Origin of the sequence: Microbacterium sp. Bi121 (assembly GCF_918698005.1) — a bacterium.
Lineage (GTDB): Bacteria > Actinomycetota > Actinomycetes > Actinomycetales > Microbacteriaceae > Microbacterium.
On record NZ_CAKKLJ010000007.1, the window covers coordinates 126,970 to 152,750 of the forward strand.

Here is a 25,781-nt window from a genome sequence, read left to right on the forward strand (position 1 = left end):
ACAGCTGTTGCGGGCCCTTGAGCTTGCGGGGCGTTGAGCGAGCGGAGCGAGACGAAACGGGCTGAGCGAGCGAAGCGAGTCGAAGCCTTGCCTCACCCGGCGACGGCCCGCAGGAACGCGCGTACGTTCTCTCCGAGCCGCGCGATGCGCTGCTCGCGCGCGGCTTCACGGTCGAAGCCTTCGTACGCCAGCGGCGGCAGCCGCCGGACGTTGTGCGAGCACCCGAACTCCGAGCACGCGAGGGTGCCGACCGTGTCGCCGTTGCGACCGGCTGTGCCGGCCTTGCGCGCCGTGAACATCTGCACATCGTTCCGGAGGGTGACGTCATCGCACCACGAGCACTGCGCTCGGGAGAGGACGCGCTGCTCGGCACGCTGCAGCATGACGCCGGTCAGAACCCCGTCGACCTCGGTGACGACGTACGCACGGCGAGCGAACTTCTGGTCCGACCAGCCGAGGTAGTCGAGCCGGTCGAAGTCGAGCTCGGCGAAGTCGGACGGCAGTGACAGGGACGAGACCTCTTTGCGGGAGGCGTTGATGAAGGATGCGCGGATCTCGCGCTCGGTAAGGGGACGCATGATGATGCTTTCTGTTCAGACGTGAGAGGAATACGGCATCGCTCAGATGGATGCCGGGTACGGCGAACTGCCGGCGACGGGGATCCGCCTCCGGCCGATGCTCAGCCTCTGCCGCCGGCGCGATGAGCGCCTGTGACCGCCTTCCGCGCCCGCGGGGCGCTTTCCGTGAACAGCACCCGGCGAGTTTACCCGTCGGATCGGCGTGTGTCACGGCGGGGAGTGTTGCGCTGTGTTTCGGGCGTCGTTGGCCCTTCGCCTGCGGCTGCGTACCGTGAGGACACAGCATCCGCTGAACTCGGCCGTCCGAACCCGGCCATCCAAGCTCAGGAGTCCCATCGTGTCCACCGCGCACCGCACAGCATCCGCCCTCGAGGTGAGCGGGCGTGCGGCGTGCATGTGCGACCACGGCGATGTCTGCTCATCGTTCGCTCCTGGCCACGCTCTGCACCTGATCCAGGCTCGCCTCGCGTCGGCGACGCCTAGCGAGTGGGTCGACGGGATCGTCGAGCGAGCGGATGCCGCCACCGGCGAAGTGCGCATTCATACACTGAACGGTGAGGAGTGGGCGCTCTGGAGCGCCCAGGGTGCTGCGCTGGAGGCGACCCCGGGAACGCCGGTCGCCCTGCATACGCGGTACCACGTGCTCGCCGTCGGGCGCGTGCGGTTCAACGTCGCCGTCTGAGGGAGTCTCGGCTTCGACTCGCTGCGCTCGCTCAGCCCGTTTCGTCTTCGGCGCTGCGCGCCTCCGCTCAACGACCCGCCCGCCGCCTCCGCTCAACGGCCCGCGGGTTGAGCCCGCGGGGTCAGGCGGCCGCCATCATCATCTTCTTCATGTCCATGCAGGCGTCCATGCAGGCCTTGCAGGACTGAGCGCACATCTTGCAGACCTCGCTGTGGTCGGCGTGCTCCATGCAGGCGTCCATGCACAGCTGACACATGGCGATGCAGGCATCCAGCATCGACATCATCACCGCCGGCGTCATGCCCTGCATCCGCAGCATCGATCGCATCATCGTGTTGCACATGTCGGCGCAGTTCATGCAGGCCGGCGCGCAGTCCATCATCTGCATCGAGCACACGGTGCAGGCCTGTTCGCAGGCCGCGCACGCGTCCATGCACGCCTGCATGACGGCCATGTCAATCATCTCCATGCCGCCGCTCATCGACTTCATGTCCTGGGACATGGCACCCATCATCATCGAGTCCATCCGCACACCTCGCTCCGGATCGTGGCCGAGCCTCCGCACGACTCGCGCCGGGACGGCGGGCCGATCAACCCGCCTGACGCCAGGGTAAACCCCTCGTCGTCGTGCGTCGATGGTGATCTCGTGAAGCCCGACCCTCACCCCTCGGCCAGGGCGTAGTCTCATCCTCGTGCCAGCCTTCTCCGCCCTGCAGCGGCTCGTCATCACGATCGCCGTGCTCGCGTCCTTCGTGACCTTCCTGGACGGCACGGTGGTGACCGTGGCCCTTCCCGCCATCAGGGACGAGCTCGGCGGCGGCATCGCGACGCAGCAGTGGGTGGTCGATGCGTACCTCATCACCCTCAGCGCGCTGATCCTGCTCGCCGGGTCGCTGTCGGACGCCTACGGGCGCGTGCGGATCATGCGCATCGGGCTCATCGCCTTCGGCATCGCATCCATCGCGGTCGCCGCGGCCCCCGAACCGCTCACCCTCATCATCGCCCGCGCGCTTCAGGGCGCAGCGGGTGCGCTGCTGGTGCCGAGTTCGCTCGCGCTCATCATGGCCACGATGCGCGGCGAGCTTCAGTCCCGCGCGATCGGCGTCTGGACAGCGTTCACCACGGGCGCGCAGATCGCCGGCCCGCTGCTGGGCGGACTGTTCGTCGATCTGTTGTCGTGGCGCTTCGTGTTCCTCATCAATGTCATCCCCATCGGCATCACGCTGGTCCTGCTCGCCCGCCTGCAACTGCCGGATCATCCGCGCGGAGTGCGCGTCGACTGGTGGAGCGGGTTGCTGTGCGCCGTCGGTCTCGGAGCTGTGGTGTTCGCACTCATCGAGCAGCCGAATCTCGGGTGGGGCTCGCCGGCGATCTGGATCCCCGCTGTCGCCGGAGTCGCCCTGTTCGTCGGATTCCTGCTGCGCCAGCGCACGTCGGATGCTCCGCTGATGCCGCTGTCGCTCTTCAACGCCCGCAACTTCGCGTGGGGCAACCTCGCGACGCTCTTCATCTATGCGGCGCTCTCGCTCAACGGCTTCGTCATCGGCGTCTACCTGCAGGAGGGTGCGGGCCTTCCCGCGACGGTCGCGGGGCTCGCCAGCCTGCCGATCACGATCTTGATGATCCTGCTCAGCTCGCAGGCCGGAGCGTGGGCGGGCAAGCTCGGGCCGCGCCTGTTCATGACCGTCGGCCCTCTGCTCATGGCGGCCGGGGCCCTGCTGCTCCTGACCGTGGCACCCGACTTCAGCTACTGGTGGCAGGTGCTTCCCGCGATGATCGTGCTCGGCCTCGGTCTCTCACTGACGGTCGCGCCGCTGACCTCGGCCGTCTTGGGAGCGATCGACGAGAATCGCTCCGGCATCGCCTCCGCCGTGAACAACGCCATCTCGCGTGTGGCCGGGCTCATCGTCGTCGCGATGCTGTCGACGATCGTCGGCGGCACGCTCGATCTCGACGGTTTCCACAGTGCGGCCTGGGTGACGGCGGCACTGATGGCTGCCGGCGGGATCGTCTCGTGGATCGGCATCCGCAAGTCCACGCCGGTCGACGTCGACGAGCCTGTCTGACCCGGGCTCGAATTCAACCGGACGCGAAGAAGGGCCGTGAGAGCCGACCTGCGCTCCCACGGCCCTTCCTGCGTCGTTACGGAGTGGCCGCTCCGAGAGTGAACTTCAGGGTCGTCGCGTTGCCTGCGACGTCGTACACCACCAGGGTGTTCTCCCCCTCGGCGGCTCCGAACCGACCCGGTGCGACGAAGTCGAGGTCGGACCAGACGTTGTCCGTGAGGTCCTTGCCCTTTCCGTTGAGCGTGAGACGCGAGACCTTGCCCGCGTCATTCAGCTTGAACGACACCTTGCTGTAGACGCCGTCCGCGCCCACCGTGAACTGCTCACCCTCCTTCACGGTCACCGTCGGCGCCGTCACGTCGAGGGTGAACGTGATCGTCGTGGCGTTGCCGGCGACGTCGTAGACCACCAGGGTGTTCTTGCCTGCCACCGCTCCGAACTGACCCGGGGTGACGGAATTGAGGTCAGACCAGACGTCATCCGTCAGATCCTTCTCGACGCCGTTGAGGGTGAGTCGTGAGACTTTGCCCTCGTCGTGCAGTTTGAACGACACCTTGCTGTAGACGCCGCCGCTGCCCACTGTGAACTCCGCGCCCTCCTTCACGGTCACCGCGGGGGCGGTGGCGTCTTCGAGCGCGGGGGTGACGGTGAGGTTGCGGATCCGTCCGAAGTTGTCGAACGACCCGAAGCCGACCCTCCCCTCGCCGAACGTGTCATCGTTCGCCGTGAACAACGGGGTGTCGAGACCGTCGACGTACACCGCGATGTCTCCGCTGTCCACGCATCTGACGACGCGCACGTCGTGCCACTGCTCGTCCGTGACGGCCGGTGGTGCTCCCACCTTGCCGTCCCATTGGTCGTCGATCCGCTCACGATCCGCGTTGTTGACCTTGAAGATGCCGTTGTGGGCGTAGATCGTGTTGTCCTGGGACAGATGCGTGTAGTAGTACTCCGTGTCGGACTTCCAGCCGAACACCAGGATGACGTCGCGGTTGTTCACGGATGCCGGTTCGTCCAGCCGGACCTGCGCGGAGAGGTCGAAGGAACCGAGCTCGGGCCCCTCGTCGAGGACGGCGTACTCGAACGGACGGCGGATGCCGTCATTCGGGTCGGTGCCCGCTTCTGTGAGAACGACTTCATCCCCGGGGAAGTCCCACTTGGCCGGGGTTCGAGGCGTCCAGTCGTCCGCAGCCATCACGTCGGTGATCGGCGTCCCCGCCGGTGTGCAGGTCGGGGGCACGGGGCCCTCGGTCGGCGGCACGGCGAACAGCGCGTACTGCGCCGCGATCTGCTCGGCCGTGGGGACGGTGTCGAGGATCGCGATGTCGTCCATCCGTCCGTTGAACGGATTGGCCTCACGGTCGTTCTGCGGGAAGCTCCCGCCGATCTTGATTCCAGCGGGGGCCGACGCGGATACCGGGCCCGACCCCCACGGGTTGGATGCCGTATACGTGCCGGCGAGCTCCTCGCCGTTCATGTAGAGCTTCATCTCCCCTGCGGTGAAGTCGAATGTGGCTGCGAGGTGCACCCACTTGCCCTTCTGCAGGATCTCGTCCCAGGGTTTGTCCGCGGCGAACGTCCACGACCCCTGACCGTCCACGCGACGCCCGAGAGCGACGAGTTTGAGCTCGCCGTTCACGGTGATGACCTCGAGCAGCGCACGGACGTCATGTCCGTTCGACGTGCCGGTGAGCACGCCGGCCAGGCCGATCGCGTTGTACACGTCATCCGGATTCTCCGTCCCGGAGTTCGGCGCCGGGTGATCGCCCGTCGGCTTGAACCATCCCATGACGGAGATCTTGTCGGTATCGCCGAGCGCTTTCAGCGAGTCGACTCCTGACGCGTCGTAGACGCCGGCCTTCCAATCGTCGTTCGACGCGGTGCTCGGGCTCATCTGCTGCGTCTGCAGAGCCTCGCCCGCACCGGGGTACGCCCGATCGGCGACGCGCATCTCGACCCCGCCGTTGACGAGCGAGATGTCCGTTCCCGACCGGCCCTGGTCGGTCTCGAATGCGGCCGCGCCGGCGGACGGGTGGTCGAAGTCGTACCGCGTGACGAGGTTCTCGGCGAGCTCAGGGAGCACGAACGGCGACGGGTCGACCGTCTTCGCTCCGGTGACCTTCCAGATCTTTCCGTTCGCCTTGGCGATCAGATAGAGCTCGCCATCGGCATCCGACCCGAATCGCAGGTCGACGCGCTTGTCTCCGACCAGCTCCTGGAACGTCGTCTCCTGCCCGTCGACGAACACGCGCAGTTCCTCGATCGGGGCGAGATCGTCGATGTCTCCGTCGTTGCGCACCATCTCATCGGAGTCTGCGGACAGCACCCATCCGCGCACGAGGTCGGTGAAGAGGTAGCGGCCCTGCAGCTCGGGGATGTCGCCGCGGTAGACGAAGCCGCCGTTGACGGCCACGCCGGCGTCGCCGGTCTGACCGGGGTCGCGATTGTGATCGTACGCGGCGACGGGATACGTGTAGCCGTTCTCGGCGTCGTCAGCCGGCAGCGGATAGATCTGGCGGTTCTCCGCGAGGAACGGGCCCTCACGTTCGGACCAGCCGAAGTTGTCGCCCGGCTCGACGGCGTAGATCGACTCGACCTGCCACTCGCCGATGTGTGCGAGGTACATGGTGTGATCGCCCTCTGGATCCCAGCTGATGCGGTGCGGATCGCGCATGCCGACGGCGTAGATCTCGGGGAGCGCATCGGCGTCGTCCACGAACGGGTTGTCCGTCGGCACACCGTACTCGCCGTTGGCGCTGTTGTCGCCGGAGGGGGTGATCCGCATGATCTTGCCCTGCGGCGTCGCGAGGTCCTGCGGGTTGCCGTTTCCGACACCCGTACCGCCGTCGCCGACGAGCACGTAGAGGTTGCCGTAGTCGGCATCCCCTGGCTTCACCGTCGGGTTGAAGGCGATCTGCTGGACCGTGTGCACCCGGCCGCCGAACGGGATGCGCATGATCTCGCGGTGGCTGCCGGTGAAGGTCGCCGCCGACGGGTCATCCGCCGTCCACTCCGTGATCACGCTGTGGAACTCGGTGTTCCCGAACTCGGGGAAGTCAGGGGTGTCCTCCGTGATGGCGGTCCCGCCCTCGGTGTGGACGGTGTAGAACTTTCCGTTGTCGGCGAAGTCGGGGTCGAACTCCGCTGCGCCGAGCCCGGTGCCGAGGCCCGCGCTGTTGTGGAAGTTGTCGAGGAACTCGTCACGGACGTCGAGGTACGGGACGTAGTCGCCGGTCTTCTTGTCGACCAGGTAGAGCGTGCCGTTGTTGTCCGGGACCATCAGGCGACCGGTTCCGTCCGGCACCTCATCGAGGTGCGTGATCCGGTTGTGGCGCACCAGCCGTTGGTCCTGCGTGGCCGGGGTCGTGTGCGACTCCGGGAGCTGCGCGAGCTCGGTCACCTCGATTCCCAGGTCGGATCGCGGCGGGTCGGGCAGCGGGTTCAGCAGCGGATCGGTCGGAGTCTCGCCGGGGGCGCAGTCGCCGGGGTTGCCCGTCGCGATCGCGAGGTTCTCGCCGGTGGTGTCGACCGCGACGTCGTCGAGCATGAGGCGACCGGTGCTGGACGCGCCGTTCTTCCAGAAGAAGCGGTCCAGCGCACCGTTCACCGCCTGCCGGAATCCGAACTGCTGCTCGGCGCCCTCGGGCAGACGGGTGATCTCCTCATACGGCCCGCCCTGGCTGTAGACGGAGACCTTGTCCGCTGCGTTGTCAGCGACGATCCAAACGCACTGCCAGCTGTCCTTGGACCAGGCGCCGGCCGGTGTGAACTTGCCGCCGTCGCGGACGAGCATGACGTTGTCGTTCTGGTTGTTGATGTATGCGCGGCTGTTCGCGTAGTCGTTCGGAGCATCCACGTCCGTCAGCCCGAAGGACGTGTCAACGCTGCCCGTGCGCATGAACCGGAAGAACAGCGTGCCGGTATCCCCCTCGTCGATCGCCGGGATCGTCCGGTAGGCCTGTTGTCCCCCGCCGACCGATTCGAGCACCTGGTTGTTTCCGTTGAGCGGATCGGCGATGACGCGCAGGGCGCCGGATGCCGTCCAGCCGTCCTGTCCGTCGAGGGCTGTGCGCTCGTACTGCTCGAAGCTGAGCACCTCGGTGAACGACTCTGCTGCAGCCGCGGGCATCGCCGTCAATGCCGATCCGACGACGGCGAGCGCGACGATGCCTGCCGCTGCCCGTCTGCCGGCGGCCCGAGAGTCACCCGGCCCGCTCGTGTCCGTCGTTCTCGTGGTTCGTTCGTACATCAAAGACCTCTCAACGTCCTCGGTGATGGTGATGTGCCGATGCGATGTACTGCCACTCGTCCGGGGTGGCACTGCGACGGGCGAGCCTTACGAAAGCGCTTACGTAAGCGCTTTCGTCACTATAGTGGGGCTTCAAGGACGAAAGCAACGGTCCTCCCTCCGAGAGGAACACACGTGAAGGGTGCTGGTGCTCCACGATTGACCGACGTGGCCGAAGCCGCGGGGGTCTCGCTGGCGAGCGCATCCCGCGCCATCACCGGCCGATCGGGCATCTCGCCCGAGGTCGCAGCTCACGTCCGCCGCGTCGCCGAGCAGCTCGGGTACGAGCCGAACATGCACGCACGAGGACTCGCCGGCGGGCTCGTGCCGACCATCGGGCTCGTCGTGCACGAGATCGGCGACCCGTACTTCGCGGACATCGCCAGTGGCGTGATCCACAGCGCGTCGCTCGAGTCGAGGTCCGTCCAGATCGCCCAGGCCGAGCGCACCCCGGACAGCGAACTCGCCCAGGTGCAGTCCCTCGTGCGCCAGCGGATCGGCTCGATCATCATCGCGGGTTCCGGCTACGCCGATGCCACGCGCGAGCGCACGATGGAGCACGCGCTCGCCGACTTCACGCGCGCTGGAGGACGTGTCGCCGTGATCGGACGCCATCACCTTCCGGTGGATGCCGTGCTCCCGGACAATCACGCTGCCGGCGTCTCGGTGGGGCGCCACCTGGCAGAGCTCGGTCATCGCCGGATCGGCGTCGTCGCGGGCCCCTCGGATCTCAGCACCGTCGCCGATCGCCTGGCAGGGCTGCGCGAGGGCGTCAGCTCGAGCGATGTGGCGCTGACCGTCGTCTCGCAGGAGTTCACGCGCGAGGGCGGCATCGTCGGCACCCGCGAACTGCTCGACACCGACGTCACCGCGATCATCGGCCTGAACGACGCCATGGCCATCGGCATCCTCAGCGAGCTTCGCAGGCACGGCGTCCGAGTCCCGGAGGACCTGTCCGTCGTGGGCTTCGACGACGTCGCCGTCGCGGCGGATGTCGCTCCGGCTCTCACGACCGCGCGCATTCCGATGTTCGACATGGGGCGCGAGGCCGTCGCCCTCATCGTCCGCCCTGCGAGCGATGAGCCGCGGACGATCATCACCACGCATGAGCTGATCGTGCGTCAGTCGTCCGGACCGCCGCCGCGCTGATCAGCGCCCGAGCGCGCCGAGCAGATCCACGAAGTGATCGAGGTCGGCTGCCGACCACGCGTGCAGTCGCTCCTTGATGCGCGTCTCGTATCCTGCCCTGGCGACCGCGATGCGCTCCTGCGCGAGCTCGGTGGCGACCAGTACACGGGCGCGCCGGTCCTCCGGGTCGGGAACGCTCTCGACGAGGCCGAGCTCCTCGAGCTGACGCACATGCCGGCTCACCGCCGACTTGTCGGTCTGCAGGCGCTCGATGATCGCGCCGGCCGACGTCGCCTTGCCGCTCGCGATGGATGTGAGCACCTGGTAGCCGAGCGGCTGGAGGTCGGGATGCACCGTCGCGGCGGCCTCCCGCCAGCTCACGCGGATGCGCGCGAACAGCCGTCCCAGCTCCTGCTCGACCCTCGCGACAGCCATGTCAAGGTCGGGGCCTTCGCCGATGCCGCCGAGGCTGCCGCCGCCGGCATCCTCCGGTGCGGACCCGGTATCCGACCCAGCGGACGACACACTCATGCTCGCCAGTTTAGGGCGAAGCCCCGCCGCTCCCGGCGGCGGGGCTTGCTCAGTCGGCATCAGATCTCGGCGATGAGCCGGAAGACCTTGGACGCGGCGCGGATCTCCTCGGGCGTCAGCTCGGACAGCGTCTGGCGCAGCCGCTCCGCATGGTCTCGTCGCAGATCGGCGAGAGTCTCGCACGCGGCTGGCGTCGCGGTGAGCACGCGCTGGCGTCCATCGGCATCATCGGGGCGGGATTCGAGGAAACCGAGGTCCTCCAGCATCCGCACCTGACGGCTGACGACCGACTTGTCCATCTCGAAGGTGTCGGCCAGCCGATGAGCGTTCGCACTGCCCGCGCGGGCGATGAACGTCAGCAGCTTGTAGCCGGCGGGCTGCAGCTCGGGGTGGAGCCGCGCGGCCGACTCCTTCCAGAGCGTCCGCGCCCTCGCGAAGATCAGGTTCAGATGACCCTGAAACTCTGCGAGCGCGTCATCGACGTCATCCGGCACCGCGGTCTCTGCGGCCGCCATGCTCAGTCGCCTCGTTCCCGATCTTCACGCTCGAGCACCGTCACCGAACTCGTCGACGGGCTCGCGTTCTCGAGGTTCGCGATCCGGATGCTGCCGGTCGCCGTCGTCGCGCCGACCTCGGCCTCGCCGACTGCGATCGCCGATTCCTCGGCCTGATCGCGCAGCTGCTCGGCGGCGTTCTTGGTCGACAGCGGCTTGTTCTTGATGAACGCGATCGCGAGGATCGCGATGACGGCGAGCGGGATGGCGATGATGAACGAATCGGCGATGCCGTGGCCGTACGCGCTCTCGACGACCGTCCGGATGGCATCGGGCAGTTCATTGACCTTCGGCACGTTGCCGGATGCCAGGTGCTTCAGAGCCTCGATCTCCTCAGGACTGGTCGGGGTGAACGTCGACAGGCCACCCTTGACATAGTCCGCGACGCTGGTCGACATGAGCGATCCCATGATCGTCACGCCGATGGTGCCGGCGATGGTGCGGAAGAAGTTGACGTTCGAGGACGCGGCGCCCAGCTGCGTCGGGGGCGTGTCGTTCTGCACGATCAGGGTGAGGTTCTGCATGACCATGCCGAGGCCGGCGCCGAGCACGAACATGTACACGGCGACGAGCGTGAACGGGGTGTCGTAGCGCAGCGTCGCCATGAGGCTGACGCCGACGGTCGTGAGCACGGAGCCCAGGAGCATCCAGCCCTTCCACTTGCCGAACCGGCTCACGAGCTGGCCGATGATGATCGAAGCGCCCATCTGGCCGACGATCATCGGGATGGTCATGAGACCCGACTCGGTGGGCGTGGCGCCACGCGCCAGCTGGAAGTACTGCGCGAGGAACACCGAGGTCGCGAACATCGAGACGCCGATGGCGATCGACGCGACGACGGACAGCGTGAACGTTCGATTGCGGAACAGCGACATCGGCACGATCGGCTCTTTCACGAAGAACTCGACCGCGATGAAGGCGGCGATGGCGGCACCGGCGACGATCGCGAGGGTGATGCTCGTCGACGAGTCCCACTCGAACTGGCTGCCGCCCATCGACACCCAGATCAGCAGCGTGGAGACACCGACCGCGAGGAGTACGATGCCGAAGTAGTCGATCGACACCTTCGCCTTCTGCGGCTTCGGCAGGTGCAGGGTGAACTGCAGCAGGACGAGCGCGACGATCGCGAACGGAACACCGACGAAGAAGTTGGCTCGCCAGCCCCAGGCGTCGGTGAGGAGTCCGCCCAGCAGCGGGCCGCCGATGGTGGCGAGCGCCATGATGCCACCCACGACACCCATGTACTTGCCGCGCTCGCGCGGCGAGATGATGAGGGCCACGGCGATCATGACCAGCGACATGAGGCCGCCGACGCCGATGCCCTGGACGACGCGCACCGCGATGAGCATGTTCGTGTCGGTCGAGAAGCCGGCGATGACCGTGCCGACCGTGAACAGGATGAGCGAGATCTGCACGAGGACCTTGCGGTCGACGAGGTCGGCGAGCTTGCCCCAGATCGGGGTCGAGACGGCCGTCGCCAGCAGGCTCGCGGTGATGACCCAGGTGTACTGCGACTGGGTGCCGCCGAGATCGGCGATGATGACGGGCAACGAAGTCGACACGACGGTGCCCGAGAGCACGGCGACGAACATGCCGACGACGAGGCCGGAGATCGCGGTGAAGACCTCGCGCGCCGAGCGCTGGGTCTCCGGAACGGAGGAGGAAGAGTGAGTCAAAGTGGGAGTGCTCCTGAATAGGAAAGTTGATACCGGTCAACTATAAGGCTTTAGTTGCTTATGGTCAACTGTCGCGTAAAAGCAACTATTCCCCCGATGCCCGGATCGGCTAGATTGTGCGCACCGACGAAAGGGCAACGGATGCCGGACACCACCTGCCACATGTCGATCTCACTCGACGGGTTCGTCGCCGGCCCGAGCCAGAGTCGCGACCATCCCCTCGGTGTCCGAGGGATCGAATTGCATCGCTGGCACATCGGAGACGAGCGAGCGACCGACGCCGACGCCGTCGCGGCGGACTGGCTCATGCGTCCCAGGGGCGCGTACATCATGGGGCGGAACATGTTCGGCCCCATCCGCGGCGAGTGGGATGAGGACTGGCGCGGATGGTGGGGCGATGAACCGCCCTACCATGCCCCGGTGTTCGTGCTCACGAACTACGCGCACGAACCGATCGCGATGGAGGGCGGGACCACGTTCCACTTCGTCACCGACGGCTTCGACGCGGCCTACACTCAGGCGCTCGAGGTCGCGGGCGAGCGCGGCGTCGACATCGCCGGTGGTGCATCCACCGTCCGGCAGGCACTGGATGCCGGGGTCATCGATGAACTCACCCTCGACATCGCTCCTGTGCTGCTGGGGTCGGGCGAGCGCATCTTCGACGGCAGCCGGTTCGACTTCGAGCCCGTCGAAGTGCTGCACTCACCCCTGGCGACGCACATCCGCTACCGGCGGGCGTGAATGCGACGGAGGGGGCCCGGCAGCGCCGAGACCCCCTCCGTGATCGCGAGCGATCAGCTGAACTGGTTCATCGTGTTGTCCTTGCCGCCGGCCTTGAGAGCTGCGTCGCCGGCGAAGTACTCCTTGTGGTTGTCGCCGATGTCGCTGCCTGCCATGTTCTGGTGCTTGACCGTGGCGATGCCCTCACGGATCTCGCGGCGCTGCACGCCCTTCACGTAGGCGAGCATGCCCTGGTCGGCGAAGTAGCCCTTGGCCAGGTCATCCGTCGACAGAGCCGCCGTGTGGTAGGTCGGCAGCGTGATGAGGTGGTGGAAGATGCCGGCGCGCGCCGATCCGTCGCGCTGGAAGGTGCGGATCATCTCGTCAGCGACCTCGGCCAGCTCTGTCTCGTCGTACTCGACGCTCATGAGCGCCTTGCGGTCGTACGCCGAGACGTCCCTGCCCTCCTTCTCGAACAGATCGTACGCCTGCTGGCGGAAGTTGAGGGTCCAGTTGAACGACGGGCTGTTGTTGTAGACCAGCTTCGCGTTCGGGATGACCTCGCGGACCTTGTCCATCATTCCGGCGATCTGCTCGACGTGCGGCTTCTCGGTCTCGATCCACAGCAGGTCGGCGCCGTTCTGCAGCGACGTGATGCTGTCGAGCACGCAGCGCTCCTCGCCGGTGCCGGCGCGGAACTGGAACAGGTTGCTCGCGAGGCGCTTCGGACGCAGCAGCTTGCCGTCGCGCTTGATGATGACGTCGCCGTTGCCCAGCTCGTCCTCTGAGATCTCCTCGACATCGAGGAACGAGTTGTACTGGTCGCCGAGATCGCCGGGCACGTTGGTGACGGCGAGCTTCTGCGTGAGGCCGGCGCCGAGCGAGTCGGTACGGGCGACGATCACGCCGTTCTCGATGCCGAGCTCGAGGAATGCGTAGCGGACCGCGTTGATCTTCGCGACGAAGTCCTCGTGCGGCACGGTGACCTTGCCGTCCTGGTGGCCGCACTGCTTCTCGTCCGAGACCTGGTTCTCGATCTGGATCGCGCACGCACCGGCCTCGATCATCTTCTTGGCCAGCAGGTACGTCGCCTCGGGGTTGCCGAAGCCGGCGTCGATGTCGGCGATGATCGGCACGACGTGCGTCTCGTAGTTGTCGATCTGCGACTGGATGAATTCCGCTGCCGTGTCGTCGCCGGCCGCGCGGGCGTCGTCGAGCTTCGTGAACAGCAGGTCGAGCTCACGGGCATCGGCCTGACGCAGGAACGTGTAGAGCTCTTCGATGAGCGCGGGAACGGCGGTCTTCTCGTGCATCGACTGGTCGGGAAGCGGCCCGAACTCGGAGCGGAGGGCGGCGACCATCCATCCGGACAGGTACAGGTAGCGCTTGTTGGTGGTCTTCAGGTGCTTCTTGATCGAGATGAGCTTCTGCTGACCGATGAAGCCGTGCCAGACACCGAGCGACTGCGTGTAGACCGAGTGGTCGGCGTCGTACTCGCCCATGTCTCGGCGCATGATGTCTGCGGTGTACTGGGCGATCTCGAGCCCGGTCTTGAAGCGGTTCTGTGCACGCATGCGGGCGACCGACTCGGGGTTGATCGCGTCCCAGCTGGACCCGGCCTCTGCCTTGAGAGCCTGGATGGCGTCGATGTCGTCTTGATAGGCGGTCATGATGTTTCCTTTGCTGTGTGGACGGTGGCGATACCTCCACTCTTGGGCAAGAAAACGACGTCCTCGTACCAATCAGCTTGTGAAATTCACGCGATCTTCTGCGCTGGAGAAGAGATCAGCCCTCCAATCTCGCCAGCGACGCGACCAGCTCCTGGGTGTACGGGTGCGCGGGTGCGTGGAAGATCTGGTCGGACTCCCCCTCTTCGACCACGACGCCGTCCTTCATCACCAGCACCCGGTCGCTCATGTGGTGGATGACTCCGAGGTCGTGCGAGATGAAGAGGTAGCTGAGGCCGTACTCGTCCTGCCGGTCGACCAGCAGGTCGAGGATCTGGGCCTGCACGGAGACGTCCAGTGCGGAGACGGCCTCGTCGAGGACGAGGATCTCGGGCGACGTGGCGAGCGCCCGCGCGATCGCGATGCGCTGGCGCTGACCGCCTGACAGCCGCAACGGGAACCTCTCGGCGACGACAGCGGGAAGCGCCACCTGCGCCAGCAGGTCACGCACCCGCTGCACCCGCTGAGCCCGATTCAGTCCGAGATCGGCCGGGATCGCGTCGAGCAGGATCCGCTCGACGTTCCAGCGAGGGTCGAATGAGCTCAGCGGGTCCTGGTAGACGACGCCGATGCGCGGCCGCAGCGCCCGGCGCCGCGGCTCTGATATCGCCGACCACGGCTGTCCGAGCAGCGCGACCTCACCGGCATCCGCCGTCTCGAGGGCGAGCGCGATGCGCGCGGTCGTGCTCTTGCCCGACCCGGACTCCCCCACGATCCCCAGGGTCTCTCCTCGGTGCAGGGTGAACGAGACCTGATCGACCGCACGGGTGAGCCGACCATCCGGCGTGACGAAGTTCTTCACGAGATCGCGCGCCACGAGCACGGGCTCGCCGCGCCCGCCTGCGCCGTGATCGACTGCGCCTTGATCGAAAGCGCCTTGATCGGCGCTGTGCGAGCGGGCGAGGTGCAGGTTCGGCACTGTGCTGGCCTGCGGCGCGAGGCGCTCCCCTCGGGTGTGCCCGCCGGGCACCGCATCGACCAGGCTCTGCGTGTACGGATGCTGAGGAGAGGCCAGGACGGCCGCGGCATCCCCCTGCTCGACGACCTCGCCACCGCGCATCACGAGGATGTCGTCGGCGAGGTTGGCGACCACGGACAGATCGTGGCTGATCAGGATGATCGAGGTGCCGCGCACCTTCGCGTCGTGCAGCAGCGAGAGCACCTGGGCCTGCACTGTGACGTCGAGCGCGGTGGTCGGCTCGTCCGCGATGATGACCTCCGGGTCGAGTGCCAGCGCCGACGCGATCAGCGCCCGCTGGCGCAGGCCGCCGGAGAGCTCTCCAGGCCGCTGGCTGGCACGAAGCTCGGGGTTCGGGACATCGACGCTCGCGAGCAGCTCGACCACCTTGCGTCTGCGGGCGACGCGATCGTTCCAGCCGTGCAGGCGCAGCGCCTCGCCGATCTCCGCACCCACCGGGCGGAGCGGATCGAGAGAGACGAGGGCGTCCTGCTGGACGAATCCGATTCGCCGGCCCCGGATGCCGCGCCAGGTGCGGTCGGTCTGAGCGGTCAGATCGGCATCGCCGAGCATGATCGAAGCCGCCTCCACGACGGCATCCGCGCCCGTCAGCCCCACGAGCGTGCGCGCGGTGACGCTCTTGCCCGATCCGGACTCCCCGACGATCGCGACGCAGCGCCCCGGTCCGAGGTCGAACGTGACCCCGTGCACGACCTGGCGCGTCTGACCGCCCTTGGCGAATCCGACCCGCAGATCGCGCACGCTCAGGCGCGGAGTCGCGGTCTCGACGACGATGGGAGTCTCGACCAGTTGCGTGCTCATGTCATTCGCCCTTCTCGAGGCTGTTCTGGATGTGCTTTCCGAGCGACGTGGCCGTCAGCGCGAGGACGAGGATCACGAGTCCGGGGACGAAGGTGAGCCACGGCGCCTGCAGGATGTATGCGCGTCCGGCGTCGAGCAGGGCGCCCCACTCCGACGACGGCGGTGCGACACCGAGGCCGAGGAACGCGAGACCGGATGCCCAGACGATCGACTGCCCGACGGCCATCGTGAACACCGCCACCAGGGGGCGGACGGCGTTCGGCAGCACATGCCTGGCGAGGATGCGGCGACGACTGTGCCCGAGGGCCCGCGCAGCTTCGACGTATCCGGCGTTCTTGGCGGCGAGGATCTGACCTCGCACCATGCGCGCGTACCCCGGCGCTGTACTGACGCCGACCGCGATGACCTGGGTCCAGGCCGAGGCTCCCAGGATCGACACGAGCAGCAGCGCGAGCAGCAGGATGGGGAAGGCGAAGACGACCTCGATGCCGCGGTTGACGATCGCCGAGGTGAACCGGTCGCCGAGCGCTGCCAGCGAACCGAGGACGAGCGCCACGACCAGAGCGATCCCCGCGGCGCCGATGCCGATCAGCAGCGACTCCCTGGTGCCGAAGATCACCCGGCTGTACAGATCGCGGCCGGACTCGTCCGTTCCGAACCAGTGGTCGAACGATGGCGGCCGCAGGGCGTCGGCGAAGCTCTGCGCCGTGGGCTCGGCGGTTGCCAGCAGCGAAGGGACGATGGCGGCGAGCGCGAAGAACGCGGTCAGCACGATCGCGACGACGAGGCCGGGGTCGACCCGACGGCGCTCGGTGGCCGTCGTGGTCAGAACCGGTGCGGTGTCGGTCATGACTTCTCCAATCGCGGGTCGATCAGCGTGTAGACGACGTCGACGAGCAGGTTCGCCAGTACGTACGCCAGCGCGACCATGATCACGATTCCGGTGACGACAGGAAGGTCCTGCGCCCCTACCGCGGAGACCAGGGTCTTCCCTATTCCCGGCCGGGAGTAGATCTGCTCGACGATCACGGCGCCCGAGATCGTCGCTCCGATCGCCCAGCCGGTCAGCGTCACCGCCGGCAGCGATGCGTGGCGCAGTACGTGCCGAAGCCGGATCTGCAGGTCGCCCATGCCGCGCATCCGCGCGCTCAGCACGAACGGCTGCTCGAGCGCCCGCTCGTACTCGGCGCGCACGGACTGCCCCATGAAGCCCGCGAGCGGAATGGCCAGCGTGAGCGCCGGCAGAACGATGCCGATGATGCCGGTGCCGCCCATCACAGGGAACCAGCGCAGGTTCAGGGCGAAGACGAGCAGCAGCAGAATGCCGAGCCAGTACGGCGGGAGAGCTGCGGCGACCGTGTCGGCGATCGACCCGAATGCGCTCACTCGGCGGCTGCGTCCGGCGGTGAGGGTGACCCAGACGACCATGATCACCCAGGCCAGCGCGATCGCGACCAGGCTGAGGACGAACGTCGCCCCCAGCTGCTCGCCGATCAGGTCCCATACCGGCCGGAACTGCTGGTACGACGTCCCCAGGTCGCCTCGCAGAAGACCGGTGATGTAGTGCAGGTACTGCACGAGGACCGGGTCGTGGAGCCCATAGGCCTCGATGATCGGGGCCAGCTCGTCCGGCGTACGCTCCTGCGCCTGACCGGTGCGGATGTTGAGGATCGCCGTGGCCCTGTCCCCGGGGAGGGCGACCTGGGCGAGGAAGGCGGCGGTCGCCGCACCCCAGAGCACCACCACCGCTCCGATCAGGCGGGAGACGATGCGCCGGGCCTGTTGAGACCGGCGGCGGGCGGCGGTGGCGGCATCCCGTGCCGGTTTGCCCGGAACCGCCGCGGCGCCCCCACCGGATGCCGGGGCCCCCACCCCGGCATCCGGATTCTGAATCACGTCACTCGACGAAGTACGCGTCATAGAACGTCGGTCCTCCCTGTGCGTTCTCCTGCCAGACGTCCCGCAGGTGCGGGCTGACACCGAGAGTGCTGAGCCGGTCGTAGAGGCCGAAGGCCGTGGCGTGCTCGGCGATGTACTCCTGCGCCTGCTCGTAGAGCGCGTTCTGCTCGTCGATGTCAGCGGTCGAGTTGGCATCGAGGATGATCTGCTCCAGCTCCGGGTCGTTGTAGAAGGCGCTGTTGGAGAAGTTCGGGTTGTCCTCGGTGCTCTGACGCCAGTTGATGTAGAGGATGCCGGCGTTGACCGACGTCCAGTACCCCGCCGAGATGTCGTAGGTGTCGGGGCCGGCGTACTTGCCCGCCCAGGTCTCGGACGGCGGCACCGGGATGAGCTTCACCTTGAACCCGGTCGCCTTCGCCTGCTCCTGCACGGCCTGGAAGATCGCTGCGCCGTCGGCGTTGATGATCGTTCCGGCGTTGTAGGGGAAGACGACGTCGAGGGTCTTGCCGTCCTTGACGCGGTATCCGTCGGCGTCGCGGTCGGTCCATCCGGCCTCGTCGAGCAGGCTGTTCGCCTCGTCCGGGTCGTAGTCGTAGAAGTCCGCGGCCTTCTCGCTGTAACCCGGCGTCGCCTGGCTCACGCCGCCGTTGCCCTCGTAAGGGATCACACCGTGGCCGATGGTTTCGACGATCGTCTTGCGGTCGAGGCTGTAGATGAAGGCTTTGCGGAGGCTCTCATCGTCAAACGGCGCGCGCGTCGTGTTGAACGAGATCTGCTGCGGGCGGCCTGGCGTGACGTACTTGAGCAGGTCCCACTCCTCGCTCTCGAGGCCCGCCCATTCCAGGGCGGGGACGTCGTAGATCGCGTCGGCCTCGCCGGAGCGGAGAGCCGAGACACGGGTCACGCCGTCGGCGACGAAGCGCCAGTCGATCGCGTCGACGTATGCAGCGCCGGTGTGCTTGGCGTTGGCCGGCGGCGAGGTGTAGTCGTCGTTGCGGGTGAGCAGGACGTTCTCGCCGCGGTTCCACTCCTTGACCTTGAAAGCACCCGAGCCGATGGGCTGCTCGCAGTTCTCCTCGTCTGTCCTGGTCTCGAGCGCGTGCTGCGACTGGATGCCGAAGTACGACTGGCTGAGGTTCTCGAGGAAACGCGTGTAGGGCTTGCTCAGGTGGATGGCGACCGTCAGGTCGTCGAGCGCCTCGGCCGACTCGTAATATCCGCCGAGCCAGACGGCGGCCGTGCTGTTGCCGCCGGCGACCCAGTAGTCGAAGTTGTAGGCGACGGCCTCGGCATCGACCGGGGTGTCGTCGGTGAACTTCACGCCGTCCTTGAGCTTCAGCGTGTAGGTGAGTCCGTCGGCGGACGCCTCCCAGCTGTCGGCGAGCCACGGGACGACCTCGCCGTCCTCATCGAGCGAGACGAGGTTGTCGATGAACTGGTACGAGATGTACGCCTGCTCGATCCAGCCGCCGAAGAGGCACTGCGGCTCCTGCTGGTGGGCGTAGACGATGGTGCCGCCATCGACCCGCTCGGCGTCTGCCGCCGGGGTGGCAGCCGACGACGTGCCGCAGGCGGTCAGTGCCATCATCGCGGCGGCTGCGATCGCTGCGATCGGAGCGAGTCTGCGGGTGCGGTGAGTGGTCATCGTGCGGATGCCTTTCGTGGATGCCGTATGTCTCAGATGCTGGTGGGCGCTGGATGCTGCCCAACGGAACGAGACCGAGCATGGCGAGGTCTTCGCGCCGTGGGAAGGGGCCGCGTCATGCGACGCCGCGAAGCGTCACAGTTCGTCATGTCGCGGAGCATTTCGTCATGAGACGGGTGCTGCGCCTGCGCGGGCGGCAGTATCGACCTCGGCTCGCATGCGGCGGGCTCGGAAGGAGCATCCCCCGCCATGTCTGATCCGAAGCGTCTCATCCTCAACCTGTTCGAGATGAACTGCGTCAGCCACATCACGCATGGCCTGTGGCGGCTTCCCGGCAACAGCCGCACCCGGTTCAACGACATCGAGTACTGGACCGAGCTGGCGCAGCTGCTCGAGGCGGGCGGGTTCGACGCCGTGTTCCTGGCCGATGTGATCGGCGCGTACGACGTGTTCCGCGGCGGGCCGGAGACGGCGATACGTGAGGGGCTGCAGATCCCCAGCAACGACCCGATGCTCGTAGTGCCGGCGATGGCGGCCGTGACGAAGAACCTCGCCTTCGGCATCACGTTCTCGACGACCTACGAGCCGCCGTTCGCATTCGCCCGGCGGATGTCGACGCTCGATCACCTCACCAAGGGTCGTGTCGGATGGAACATCGTCACCTCGTACCTGCCGAACGCCGCGCGCAACTTCGGGCTGACGGGAGAGGTCGATCACGACACCCGCTACGAGATCGCTGACGAGTACCTGGACGTGCTCTACAAGCTGTGGGAGGGGTCGTGGGATGACGACGCCGTGATCGAGGATCGCGAGCGAGGCGTCTATGCGGATCCGTCGAAGATCCGGTACATCGATCACGAGGGACCGCGGTTCTCGGTCGCCGGCCCGCACCTGTCGTCGCCGTCTCTGCAGCGGACGCCGTTCCTCATCCAGGCGACGCAGTCATCGCGCGGCATCGAGTTCGCCGGCCGCCACGCAGAGCTCATCTTCACCGGCGGAACGTCCTTCGAGCAGGTGAGCGGGACGATCGGTCGCATTCGTGACGAGCTGGAGCGTCAGGGGCGGCCGCGCGATGCGATCAAGTTCGTCGTCGGTGCGACGGTCATCGTGGCTGCGACGCGAGCCGAGGCCGAGCGGAAACTGGCAGAGTACGAGGAGTACGCCAGCATCGACGGCGTCCTCGCGCATGCGAGCCTGCCGTTCGACCCGACCGCCCACGACAGCGACATCACGATCGGCGAGGCGTTGCGAAGGGAGGGCCGGGGTGACGACGTGCAGGCGGCGTTCCTGCCGCAGGATGTGACGATCGCGGACTTCTTGAAGAACATGAAGGGCTTCCACCGCAAACCGTTCATGGCTGTGGGTTCGGCGACTGAGGTCGCCGACGAGATCGAGAGCTGGCTCGACGATCACGACATCGACGGCATCAATCTTGTGCAGTACCACTCGTACGACACCGCGAAGGATTTCATCGAGCACGCGGTGCCCGAACTGCGGCGGCGCGGACGACTGCGCGAGGCGTACACGCCCGGCGAGACGCTGCGCGAGCGCGTGCACGGGGCAGGGCCGCGGGTCGCGGAGTCGCATCCGGCCGCGCGGTTCCGCGGTGGCCGTGGGCTGACGGCGGAGGAGGAGCTCGTCTCGGCTCCGGCATCCGCCGCTCGGTGACGCGCGCCGCGGGCTTGCCGTCGCTGAGGATGCCGTCGTTGAGGATGCCGTATCAGTTGCGTCGGTTCTGAGCGCGGAGAACCGACCGTATCGATACAGCATCTCGCGTTGAGCCGTCCGCCCGGAACGTCGAGGCGCTGATACGGTGACCTTCGATACTGTTGCGCCCGCCGGGGCCGGCCGAGGCGGAGGACACTCGAGATGAAGCGGATGCCCCGTTGGCGTTTCACGGGCCTCGCCATGCTCGCGACGGTGGCCGTCCTCATCGGGATCATCCCCTCGCTCACGACGGCGGTTCCGGCGTCGGCGGCGACGGACGGGCAGATGGTCTACCCGGCATCCGGGACCATCCAGTCCAGGGTGGGGGACGGATGCCGCGGCACGAGCAGACCAGCTCATGACGGCATCGACATCTCGGGTCAGGGCGGCACGCCCATCCTCGCCGCGTACGACGGCGTCATCAAGACGCGCGCGTACAGCAGCGGCTACGGCTACTACGTCGACGTCCAGCACATCGGCGGATACGTCACGCGGTACGCGCACATGGTCTCGCAAGGGACGGTCGCCCCGGGTGTGCGCGTGGTGCGCGGCCAGCAGATCGGAGTCGTCGGGAGCACCGGCAACTCGACGGGCGCCCACCTGCACTTCGAGGTGTGGCGGAACGGATCCGTGTACACCGCGGTCAATAACGGGTTCGTCTGCCTGTCCACCGTCACGCGCGGCAAGCCTCTTCCCCTGGTGTTCCCGGGTCTACGCACTGTGCCGATCTCGCCGGTGTCCTCGGCCGACTTCAACGGTGACGGCAAGGCCGACCTGCTCGGCATCGCCGGCGACAGCGATCTCCAGCTCCTAGCCGGCAACGGCAGCGGGGGTTTGCTTCCTGCCTCGGTCATCACCAGCGGGTGGGGTCTCTACCGCCATCTGACGCACACCGATCTGAACGCCGACGGCAGGGCCGACATGCTCGCTGTGCGCAGCGACGGCCTGCTCGAGTACTACGCCGGAGGCGCCGGCGGCGGCTTCGACCGGTACGACCGCCTCGAACTCGGGTGGTACGACATGCTGCACGTGGCGTCGGGCGCGGACTACTCCGGCGACGGCCTTCAGGATGTGCTCGGCGTATCGGCGAGCGGCGTTCTCACCATCTACAGCGGCGACGGCAGCGGAACGCTCTCCGGGCCGCGCATCACCGTCGGCAGCGGGTGGGACACCATGAAGTTCATCGCCGGCGGCGATTTCAACGGCGACGGCATCGGCGACATCATGGCAGTGTCGAAGGACGGCACGCTCTACTTCTACCGCGGTCTCGGAGGTCGCTTCAGCGCGCGGGTAGCCGTCGGAGCAGGCTGGGGTTCGTTCACCGCATTCACCGGCGGCGTCGACTACAACGGAGACAAGCACGTCGACATCGTCGCGCGCAACGCGGCGGGCAACCTCTACCTGTATCCAGGAGACGGAACGGGCAGGCTCAAGGCCAACACCCTCATCGGCTCCGGCTGGGGCGGATATTCGCAACTGGAGTGACGGCAGAGGCATCCTGTGGCCTGATCTCCCTCAGCTGGGACGGAGAGCACTGATACCGTCGGGGCGTGGGAACGGAAGCGAAGGCGACACCGAGGACCGATGAGGAGCCGATGGCCTTCTCTCGTGCTGAATTCTTTCGCGGAGCGATCGCCTCGTGGTTGTGGTTCATCGTCGTCCATCAGCTCTGCCTGCTCCTCACCATGGGCGGCTACGGCGTCGTAGTCCTGTCGCTCACGCTCCCGTGGTCGTTCGGCGCCCTCCTCATCGGCTCGCCGCTGGCATACCTGATCGGACGCGCGCTGCGCGGCGAGCGCCGCCGATGGGTGCACGAGCTGATCTTCGGATTGTTCGGGCTCGTCGTCGGCGTGCTCACCACGGCGCTCGCCGTGTGGCTGACGGGTGATGGTCTGGGAGACCCGGCAGGGTGGTGGCCGATCGCTGCGATCATGGCTGCATCCGCATGCCCAGCCGTCGTCCTCGGCTGGCGATTCGGCGCACGCGAGACACGCGGACCGGAAACAAGACGAAGGCCGCGTCGGCGCGTGGACCCGGATGCCGAGCACGAGGATTCCGCGACCGCTGAGAACAGCAGGCACTGACCGGGGCGAGATTCTCGCCCCTCAGACTCACCTCACGAGGCAGGTGACGTAGTTCGCCAGGTGCACGACGATCATCTCGCTGAGGTGCGGCCCGGTTTCACGAACGTCCATGAGGCCTCTCGAAGAACCTGTCGGCCTGAGCGCGCTGTTCCGCGATGGTCACCGTCATGCCCGGATCGATCGGTGCGAATGTGTCGACGAGATCCCCTGCGCCTTGGGGAGTCAGGCGATAGGCCCGCAGCCCACCGCCCTGATCGCGAGCCATGCCGCTCGGCCATACGTTCGGGAGCGCACCGGCGACCCCGATGTGCCATCCCAGCGGCTCCAGCTCCTCCCGGATGAGACACAGCGCTTCGAACGCGTCGTCAGCGCTCACCTGCATCGTCCCGAACCCGTCCGAGCGGATCGTGACCGTCCAGACGGGGTACGCGTGACTCCACGACACCGTCGCCTCGCGATGGATGCCCTCACGTGCGACCTGAACGGTCTGCGAGCCCTGCATCATTTCGGCGCTCCGGCTCGTGGCGACTCAAGGATCACGTTGTCCACCCTCCATCGTCCACCTCAGACAGGGTAGTTGTTCGGGTCATCGAATACGGAAAAACCCCCGATCTCTCGGGGGTTTCCATGGCGGTGACGGTGGGATTTGAACCCACGGTAGGGGTGAACCTACACAACATTTCGAGTGTTGCACCTTCGGCCGCTCGGACACGTCACCGCGGAAGAGTTTACGCGACGCCGGCCGCTCGCGCGAATCGAGAGGCGCCCGCCCGAGTCACCAGGCCGCGGCAACCTCGGCGTGGGTGCGGAGGATGCCCTCCGTCGTTCCATCCGGCGCGCGTCCGATGCCGCATTCCGTGGCGACGCCGAAGGATGGCACGACGGCGGATGCCGCGGCGATCCGCCGCTGCGCGCCCTCGGCGCCGTCCTCCCGATGCACGAGCCCGAGATACAGCTCGGCAACGGGCGTCAGGGAAGCCAGCGCCGCGAAGTACGCCGCGTCATCCCGCTCGATCGGCACCGGCAGGTGCAGCCACGACAGCGACCGCGACGCCCCCGCGATCACGGCGTTCGCGAAGCGCACGAGGGTCGCGGCATCCCGCGGTTCGACGAAGTGCTTCTCCCCGGCATCGCCGTAACAGAGATGGATGCCGTCCTCGACATCGCTCGGCACCGCGTCGACCAGCGACACCAGACGAGCGACGAGTCCGTCGAAGGGGTCGCCCTCCCACCAGGCACCCATCACCGCGCCGTATCCCGGCGCCCGCTCGACAATGCCCAGCTCGCTGGCGACATCCCACTGGATGGCCAGATCCTCATGGGGGATCGCGTCCAGGATCCGCGCGAGCTCGTCGACCAGCGCGGTGGTGTACACGGGCTCGATCGCGGCACGATCGTCACCCGAGAAGAACGACGAGATGATCGCGACCGGCGTCGGCAGCGACACCTGGAAACGGATGCTCGCGGGCACCGCTCCCTCGTCACGGAGCCGCGTGAACACCCGGTACGACTCGATCGCGGCATCCGCGTAGCCCAGCGGCGGAAGCGTGATGGATGCCGCATCCACCCCGTCGCCGATGCGAAGGGGGCGCGCATCCAGGCCGGCCGGGAACGGGATCGGCTCATCACCCACCCGTTCGATGCCGTCCGCCTGCCCCAGCACATCGGGTTGGAACATGATCCAATGGAACCGCTTGCCCACCTCGCCGTCGGGGATCCGCTTCAGGTGGCCGCGCAGAAGAGAGGCGGCGGTGCGGATCGTCGTCTCGGCGTCGTCATAGTTCACACTGCCCACGAGGAGGGCACCCTGCGGCTGAGTCATGCGCCCAGAGTAGCCACGCGACCCGCAGCTGAATATCCCCGGCGACACATCCCGTCACGGACCACCGCGCTGGTTAGGATGACCTTACGGAGGTTGTTCCCATGAGCTTCATCACGTCGGCTGCGCTGGCAGAGACCGGCTACGTCGTCCTGTCCCCTCTCGAGCGCCCGATCGATCCGGCCGAATGGCGCGAGCTCGAATACATCGGATGGCGGTCGTCCGGCGTCACCCGTTTCGCCCCGCTGGCGAGTTACGCCGGCGAGATCGAGTGCAACGGCTTCTGGAATCAGACTCCCCCGCGCACCGACAAGGACGGCATCTGGATCCCCTCGCAGGTCGAGAAGGCCCCGACGCTGACCAGGCTCGCTCAGGAGCCGGGCGCGAACGTCGGCCGCTGCCGTGTGATCGAGCTGCAGCCGAACACGTACGCCGACGCGGTCTACAACCTCCACCAGGACGACAACAACCGCCTCAACGACGAAGGCACCGGCTGGGTGGTCCGTTCGTACGTCAACCTCACCGACGACTCGGACTCGCTGCTCATCCTCCGCGAAGACCGCTTCGACCCGGCGACCGAACAGCGGCTCGCCCTTCCCGCCGGCACCCGCATGGTCGTCGACACGCAGCGCTTCTGGCATGCGGTCTGGCACCGCGGCAGCACGCCGCGATACTCGCTGATCACCTCGCTGACATCAGGGCCCGAACTCGATGCGTACATCGCCGCAGGCGGCGGAACGCCGCACGTCGAGAGCGTTCCGCTCGACCCAGCACTGATCGATGAGGCGCAGGTCGAGCAGCATCGCCGCATCGAGGAGCGCCGCCGCGCCTTCGAGGCGCAGGGCATCGTGATGGAGCCGCCGGTCGAGCTGTACTAGGGCTCCCCTACGATGAGGC

21 protein-coding genes and 1 tRNA gene are annotated in these 25,781 nt (G+C 67.2%); 8 read left to right on the top strand and 14 right to left on the bottom strand.

What is annotated here, in order from left to right; genetic code table 11:
• Positions 1-92 precede the first annotated feature (92 nt).
• Positions 93-578: an FBP domain-containing protein gene (locus tag LQZ87_RS12555; protein WP_230103776.1), complete on the bottom strand. Its 486-nt coding sequence runs from the start codon at positions 576-578 to the stop codon at positions 93-95.
• Between the two features lie 337 nt (positions 579-915).
• Here LQZ87_RS12555 and LQZ87_RS12560 point away from each other — a divergent pair, with 337 nt between their 5' ends.
• Positions 916-1,260: a hypothetical protein gene (locus tag LQZ87_RS12560; protein ID WP_230103777.1), complete on the top strand. Its 345-nt coding sequence runs from the start codon at positions 916-918 to the stop codon at positions 1,258-1,260.
• 121 nt (positions 1,261-1,381) lie between these two features.
• Here the strand turns inward: LQZ87_RS12560 and LQZ87_RS12565 are convergent, their stop codons facing one another.
• A complete protein-coding gene (locus tag LQZ87_RS12565) occupies positions 1,382-1,786 on the bottom strand; it encodes a hypothetical protein (RefSeq protein WP_230103778.1) in 405 nt (134 codons plus the stop codon).
• A gap of 166 nt (positions 1,787-1,952) precedes the next feature.
• Between LQZ87_RS12565 and LQZ87_RS12570 the strand changes: the two genes are divergently transcribed.
• Complete coding sequence (locus tag LQZ87_RS12570) at positions 1,953-3,326, top strand: DHA2 family efflux MFS transporter permease subunit (RefSeq protein WP_230103779.1); 1,374 nt, start codon at positions 1,953-1,955, stop codon at positions 3,324-3,326.
• Positions 3,327-3,402: 76 nt separating this feature from the next.
• Here LQZ87_RS12570 and LQZ87_RS12575 read toward each other — a convergent pair whose 3' ends face one another.
• A complete protein-coding gene (locus tag LQZ87_RS12575) occupies positions 3,403-7,575 on the bottom strand; it encodes a PQQ-dependent sugar dehydrogenase (RefSeq protein WP_230103780.1) in 4,173 nt (1,390 codons plus the stop codon).
• A gap of 207 nt (positions 7,576-7,782) precedes the next feature.
• On the opposite strand from LQZ87_RS12575, the gene LQZ87_RS12580 reads away from it, so the two are divergent.
• A complete protein-coding gene (locus LQZ87_RS12580) occupies positions 7,783-8,763 on the top strand; it encodes a LacI family DNA-binding transcriptional regulator (protein WP_230103781.1) in 981 nt (326 codons plus the stop codon).
• On the opposite strand, the gene LQZ87_RS12585 is transcribed toward LQZ87_RS12580, so the two are convergent.
• From LQZ87_RS12585 to LQZ87_RS12595, 3 genes are read right to left on the bottom strand one after another with little or no spacing between them, the layout of a single operon-like run.
• Positions 8,764-9,273, bottom strand: a complete 510-nt coding sequence (locus tag LQZ87_RS12585; protein ID WP_230103782.1) for a MarR family transcriptional regulator — start codon at positions 9,271-9,273, stop codon at positions 8,764-8,766.
• Between the two features lie 59 nt (positions 9,274-9,332).
• Positions 9,333-9,788 carry a MarR family transcriptional regulator gene (locus tag LQZ87_RS12590; RefSeq protein WP_230103783.1) on the bottom strand — a complete coding sequence of 152 codons (456 nt, stop codon included), beginning with the start codon at positions 9,786-9,788 and terminating at the stop codon, positions 9,333-9,335.
• 2 nt (positions 9,789-9,790) lie between these two features.
• A complete protein-coding gene (locus LQZ87_RS12595; protein WP_230103784.1) occupies positions 9,791-11,503 on the bottom strand; it encodes an MDR family MFS transporter in 1,713 nt (570 codons plus the stop codon).
• 141 nt (positions 11,504-11,644) lie between these two features.
• On the opposite strand from LQZ87_RS12595, the gene LQZ87_RS12600 reads away from it, so the two are divergent.
• Positions 11,645-12,244, top strand: coding sequence for a dihydrofolate reductase family protein (locus tag LQZ87_RS12600; RefSeq protein ID WP_230103785.1), 600 nt, complete (start codon positions 11,645-11,647; stop codon positions 12,242-12,244).
• A 53-nt stretch (positions 12,245-12,297) separates the two neighbouring features.
• On the opposite strand, the gene LQZ87_RS12605 is transcribed toward LQZ87_RS12600, so the two are convergent.
• From LQZ87_RS12605 to LQZ87_RS12625, 5 genes are all read right to left on the bottom strand, one after another.
• Positions 12,298-13,893, bottom strand: coding sequence for an isocitrate lyase (locus LQZ87_RS12605; protein ID WP_230103786.1), 1,596 nt, complete (start codon positions 13,891-13,893; stop codon positions 12,298-12,300).
• 115 nt (positions 13,894-14,008) lie between these two features.
• Positions 14,009-15,730, bottom strand: a complete 1,722-nt coding sequence (locus tag LQZ87_RS12610; RefSeq protein ID WP_230103787.1) for an ABC transporter ATP-binding protein — start codon at positions 15,728-15,730, stop codon at positions 14,009-14,011.
• 1 nt (position 15,731) lies between these two features.
• Complete coding sequence (locus tag LQZ87_RS12615; RefSeq protein WP_230103788.1) at positions 15,732-16,580, bottom strand: ABC transporter permease; 849 nt, start codon at positions 16,578-16,580, stop codon at positions 15,732-15,734.
• Positions 16,577-17,626 carry an ABC transporter permease gene (locus tag LQZ87_RS12620; RefSeq protein ID WP_230103789.1) on the bottom strand — a complete coding sequence of 350 codons (1,050 nt, stop codon included), beginning with the start codon at positions 17,624-17,626 and terminating at the stop codon, positions 16,577-16,579. Before LQZ87_RS12620 ends, LQZ87_RS12615 begins: the two co-directional genes overlap by 4 nt.
• 1 nt (position 17,627) lies before the next feature.
• On the bottom strand, positions 17,628-19,274 hold the full coding sequence (locus tag LQZ87_RS12625; RefSeq protein WP_230103790.1) for an ABC transporter substrate-binding protein: 1,647 nt from the start codon (positions 19,272-19,274) through the stop codon (positions 17,628-17,630).
• A 249-nt stretch (positions 19,275-19,523) separates the two neighbouring features.
• On the opposite strand from LQZ87_RS12625, the gene LQZ87_RS12630 reads away from it, so the two are divergent.
• The 3 genes from LQZ87_RS12630 (at position 19,524) to LQZ87_RS12640 (ending at position 23,065) form a co-directional block, all read left to right on the top strand.
• Entirely contained in the window at positions 19,524-20,942 is a 1,419-nt protein-coding gene (locus LQZ87_RS12630; RefSeq protein ID WP_230103791.1) for an NtaA/DmoA family FMN-dependent monooxygenase, read from the top strand.
• A gap of 210 nt (positions 20,943-21,152) precedes the next feature.
• Complete coding sequence (locus LQZ87_RS12635) at positions 21,153-22,466, top strand: VCBS repeat domain-containing M23 family metallopeptidase (RefSeq protein WP_230103792.1); 1,314 nt, start codon at positions 21,153-21,155, stop codon at positions 22,464-22,466.
• 65 nt (positions 22,467-22,531) lie between these two features.
• Complete coding sequence (locus tag LQZ87_RS12640) at positions 22,532-23,065, top strand: hypothetical protein (protein ID WP_230103793.1); 534 nt, start codon at positions 22,532-22,534, stop codon at positions 23,063-23,065.
• Positions 23,066-23,162: 97 nt separating this feature from the next.
• Here LQZ87_RS12640 and LQZ87_RS12645 read toward each other — a convergent pair whose 3' ends face one another.
• The 3 genes from LQZ87_RS12645 to LQZ87_RS12655 all read right to left on the bottom strand — a co-directional run bounded on the left by LQZ87_RS12645 (position 23,163) and on the right by LQZ87_RS12655 (position 24,887).
• The gene (locus tag LQZ87_RS12645; protein WP_230103794.1) at positions 23,163-23,570 is read right to left on the bottom strand and encodes a hypothetical protein; all 408 of its coding nucleotides are present in this window, start codon (positions 23,568-23,570) and stop codon (positions 23,163-23,165) included.
• 123 nt (positions 23,571-23,693) lie between these two features.
• A tRNA-Ser gene (locus tag LQZ87_RS12650) sits at positions 23,694-23,783 on the bottom strand.
• A 57-nt stretch (positions 23,784-23,840) separates the two neighbouring features.
• The gene (locus tag LQZ87_RS12655) at positions 23,841-24,887 is read right to left on the bottom strand and encodes a hypothetical protein (RefSeq protein ID WP_230103795.1); all 1,047 of its coding nucleotides are present in this window, start codon (positions 24,885-24,887) and stop codon (positions 23,841-23,843) included.
• A gap of 101 nt (positions 24,888-24,988) precedes the next feature.
• Here LQZ87_RS12655 and LQZ87_RS12660 point away from each other — a divergent pair, with 101 nt between their 5' ends.
• Positions 24,989-25,762, top strand: coding sequence for an aspartyl/asparaginyl beta-hydroxylase domain-containing protein (locus LQZ87_RS12660; protein WP_230103796.1), 774 nt, complete (start codon positions 24,989-24,991; stop codon positions 25,760-25,762).
• The last annotated feature ends 19 nt before the right edge of the window (positions 25,763-25,781 follow it).

Excerpts from the sequence above, each read along its gene's own strand:
- LQZ87_RS12555 (WP_230103776.1), bottom strand. The coding sequence starts at position 578 with ATGCGTCCCCTTACCGAGCGCGAGATCCGCGCATCCTTCATCAACGCC.
- LQZ87_RS12565 (WP_230103778.1), bottom strand. The coding sequence starts at position 1,786 with ATGGACTCGATGATGATGGGTGCCATGTCCCAGGACATGAAGTCGATG.
- LQZ87_RS12575 (WP_230103780.1), bottom strand. The coding sequence starts at position 7,575 with ATGTACGAACGAACCACGAGAACGACGGACACGAGCGGGCCGGGTGAC.
- LQZ87_RS12585 (WP_230103782.1), bottom strand. The coding sequence starts at position 9,273 with ATGAGTGTGTCGTCCGCTGGGTCGGATACCGGGTCCGCACCGGAGGAT.
- LQZ87_RS12590 (WP_230103783.1), bottom strand. The coding sequence starts at position 9,788 with ATGGCGGCCGCAGAGACCGCGGTGCCGGATGACGTCGATGACGCGCTC.
- LQZ87_RS12600 (WP_230103785.1), top strand. The coding sequence starts at position 11,645 with ATGCCGGACACCACCTGCCACATGTCGATCTCACTCGACGGGTTCGTC.
- LQZ87_RS12605 (WP_230103786.1), bottom strand. The coding sequence starts at position 13,893 with ATGACCGCCTATCAAGACGACATCGACGCCATCCAGGCTCTCAAGGCA.
- LQZ87_RS12610 (WP_230103787.1), bottom strand. The coding sequence starts at position 15,730 with ATGAGCACGCAACTGGTCGAGACTCCCATCGTCGTCGAGACCGCGACT.
- LQZ87_RS12615 (WP_230103788.1), bottom strand. The coding sequence starts at position 16,580 with ATGACCGACACCGCACCGGTTCTGACCACGACGGCCACCGAGCGCCGT.
- LQZ87_RS12625 (WP_230103790.1), bottom strand. The coding sequence starts at position 19,274 with ATGACCACTCACCGCACCCGCAGACTCGCTCCGATCGCAGCGATCGCA.
- LQZ87_RS12630 (WP_230103791.1), top strand. The coding sequence starts at position 19,524 with ATGTCTGATCCGAAGCGTCTCATCCTCAACCTGTTCGAGATGAACTGC.
- LQZ87_RS12635 (WP_230103792.1), top strand. The coding sequence starts at position 21,153 with ATGCCCCGTTGGCGTTTCACGGGCCTCGCCATGCTCGCGACGGTGGCC.
- LQZ87_RS12645 (WP_230103794.1), bottom strand. The coding sequence starts at position 23,570 with ATGATGCAGGGCTCGCAGACCGTTCAGGTCGCACGTGAGGGCATCCAT.
- LQZ87_RS12655 (WP_230103795.1), bottom strand. The coding sequence starts at position 24,887 with ATGACTCAGCCGCAGGGTGCCCTCCTCGTGGGCAGTGTGAACTATGAC.
- LQZ87_RS12660 (WP_230103796.1), top strand. The coding sequence starts at position 24,989 with ATGAGCTTCATCACGTCGGCTGCGCTGGCAGAGACCGGCTACGTCGTC.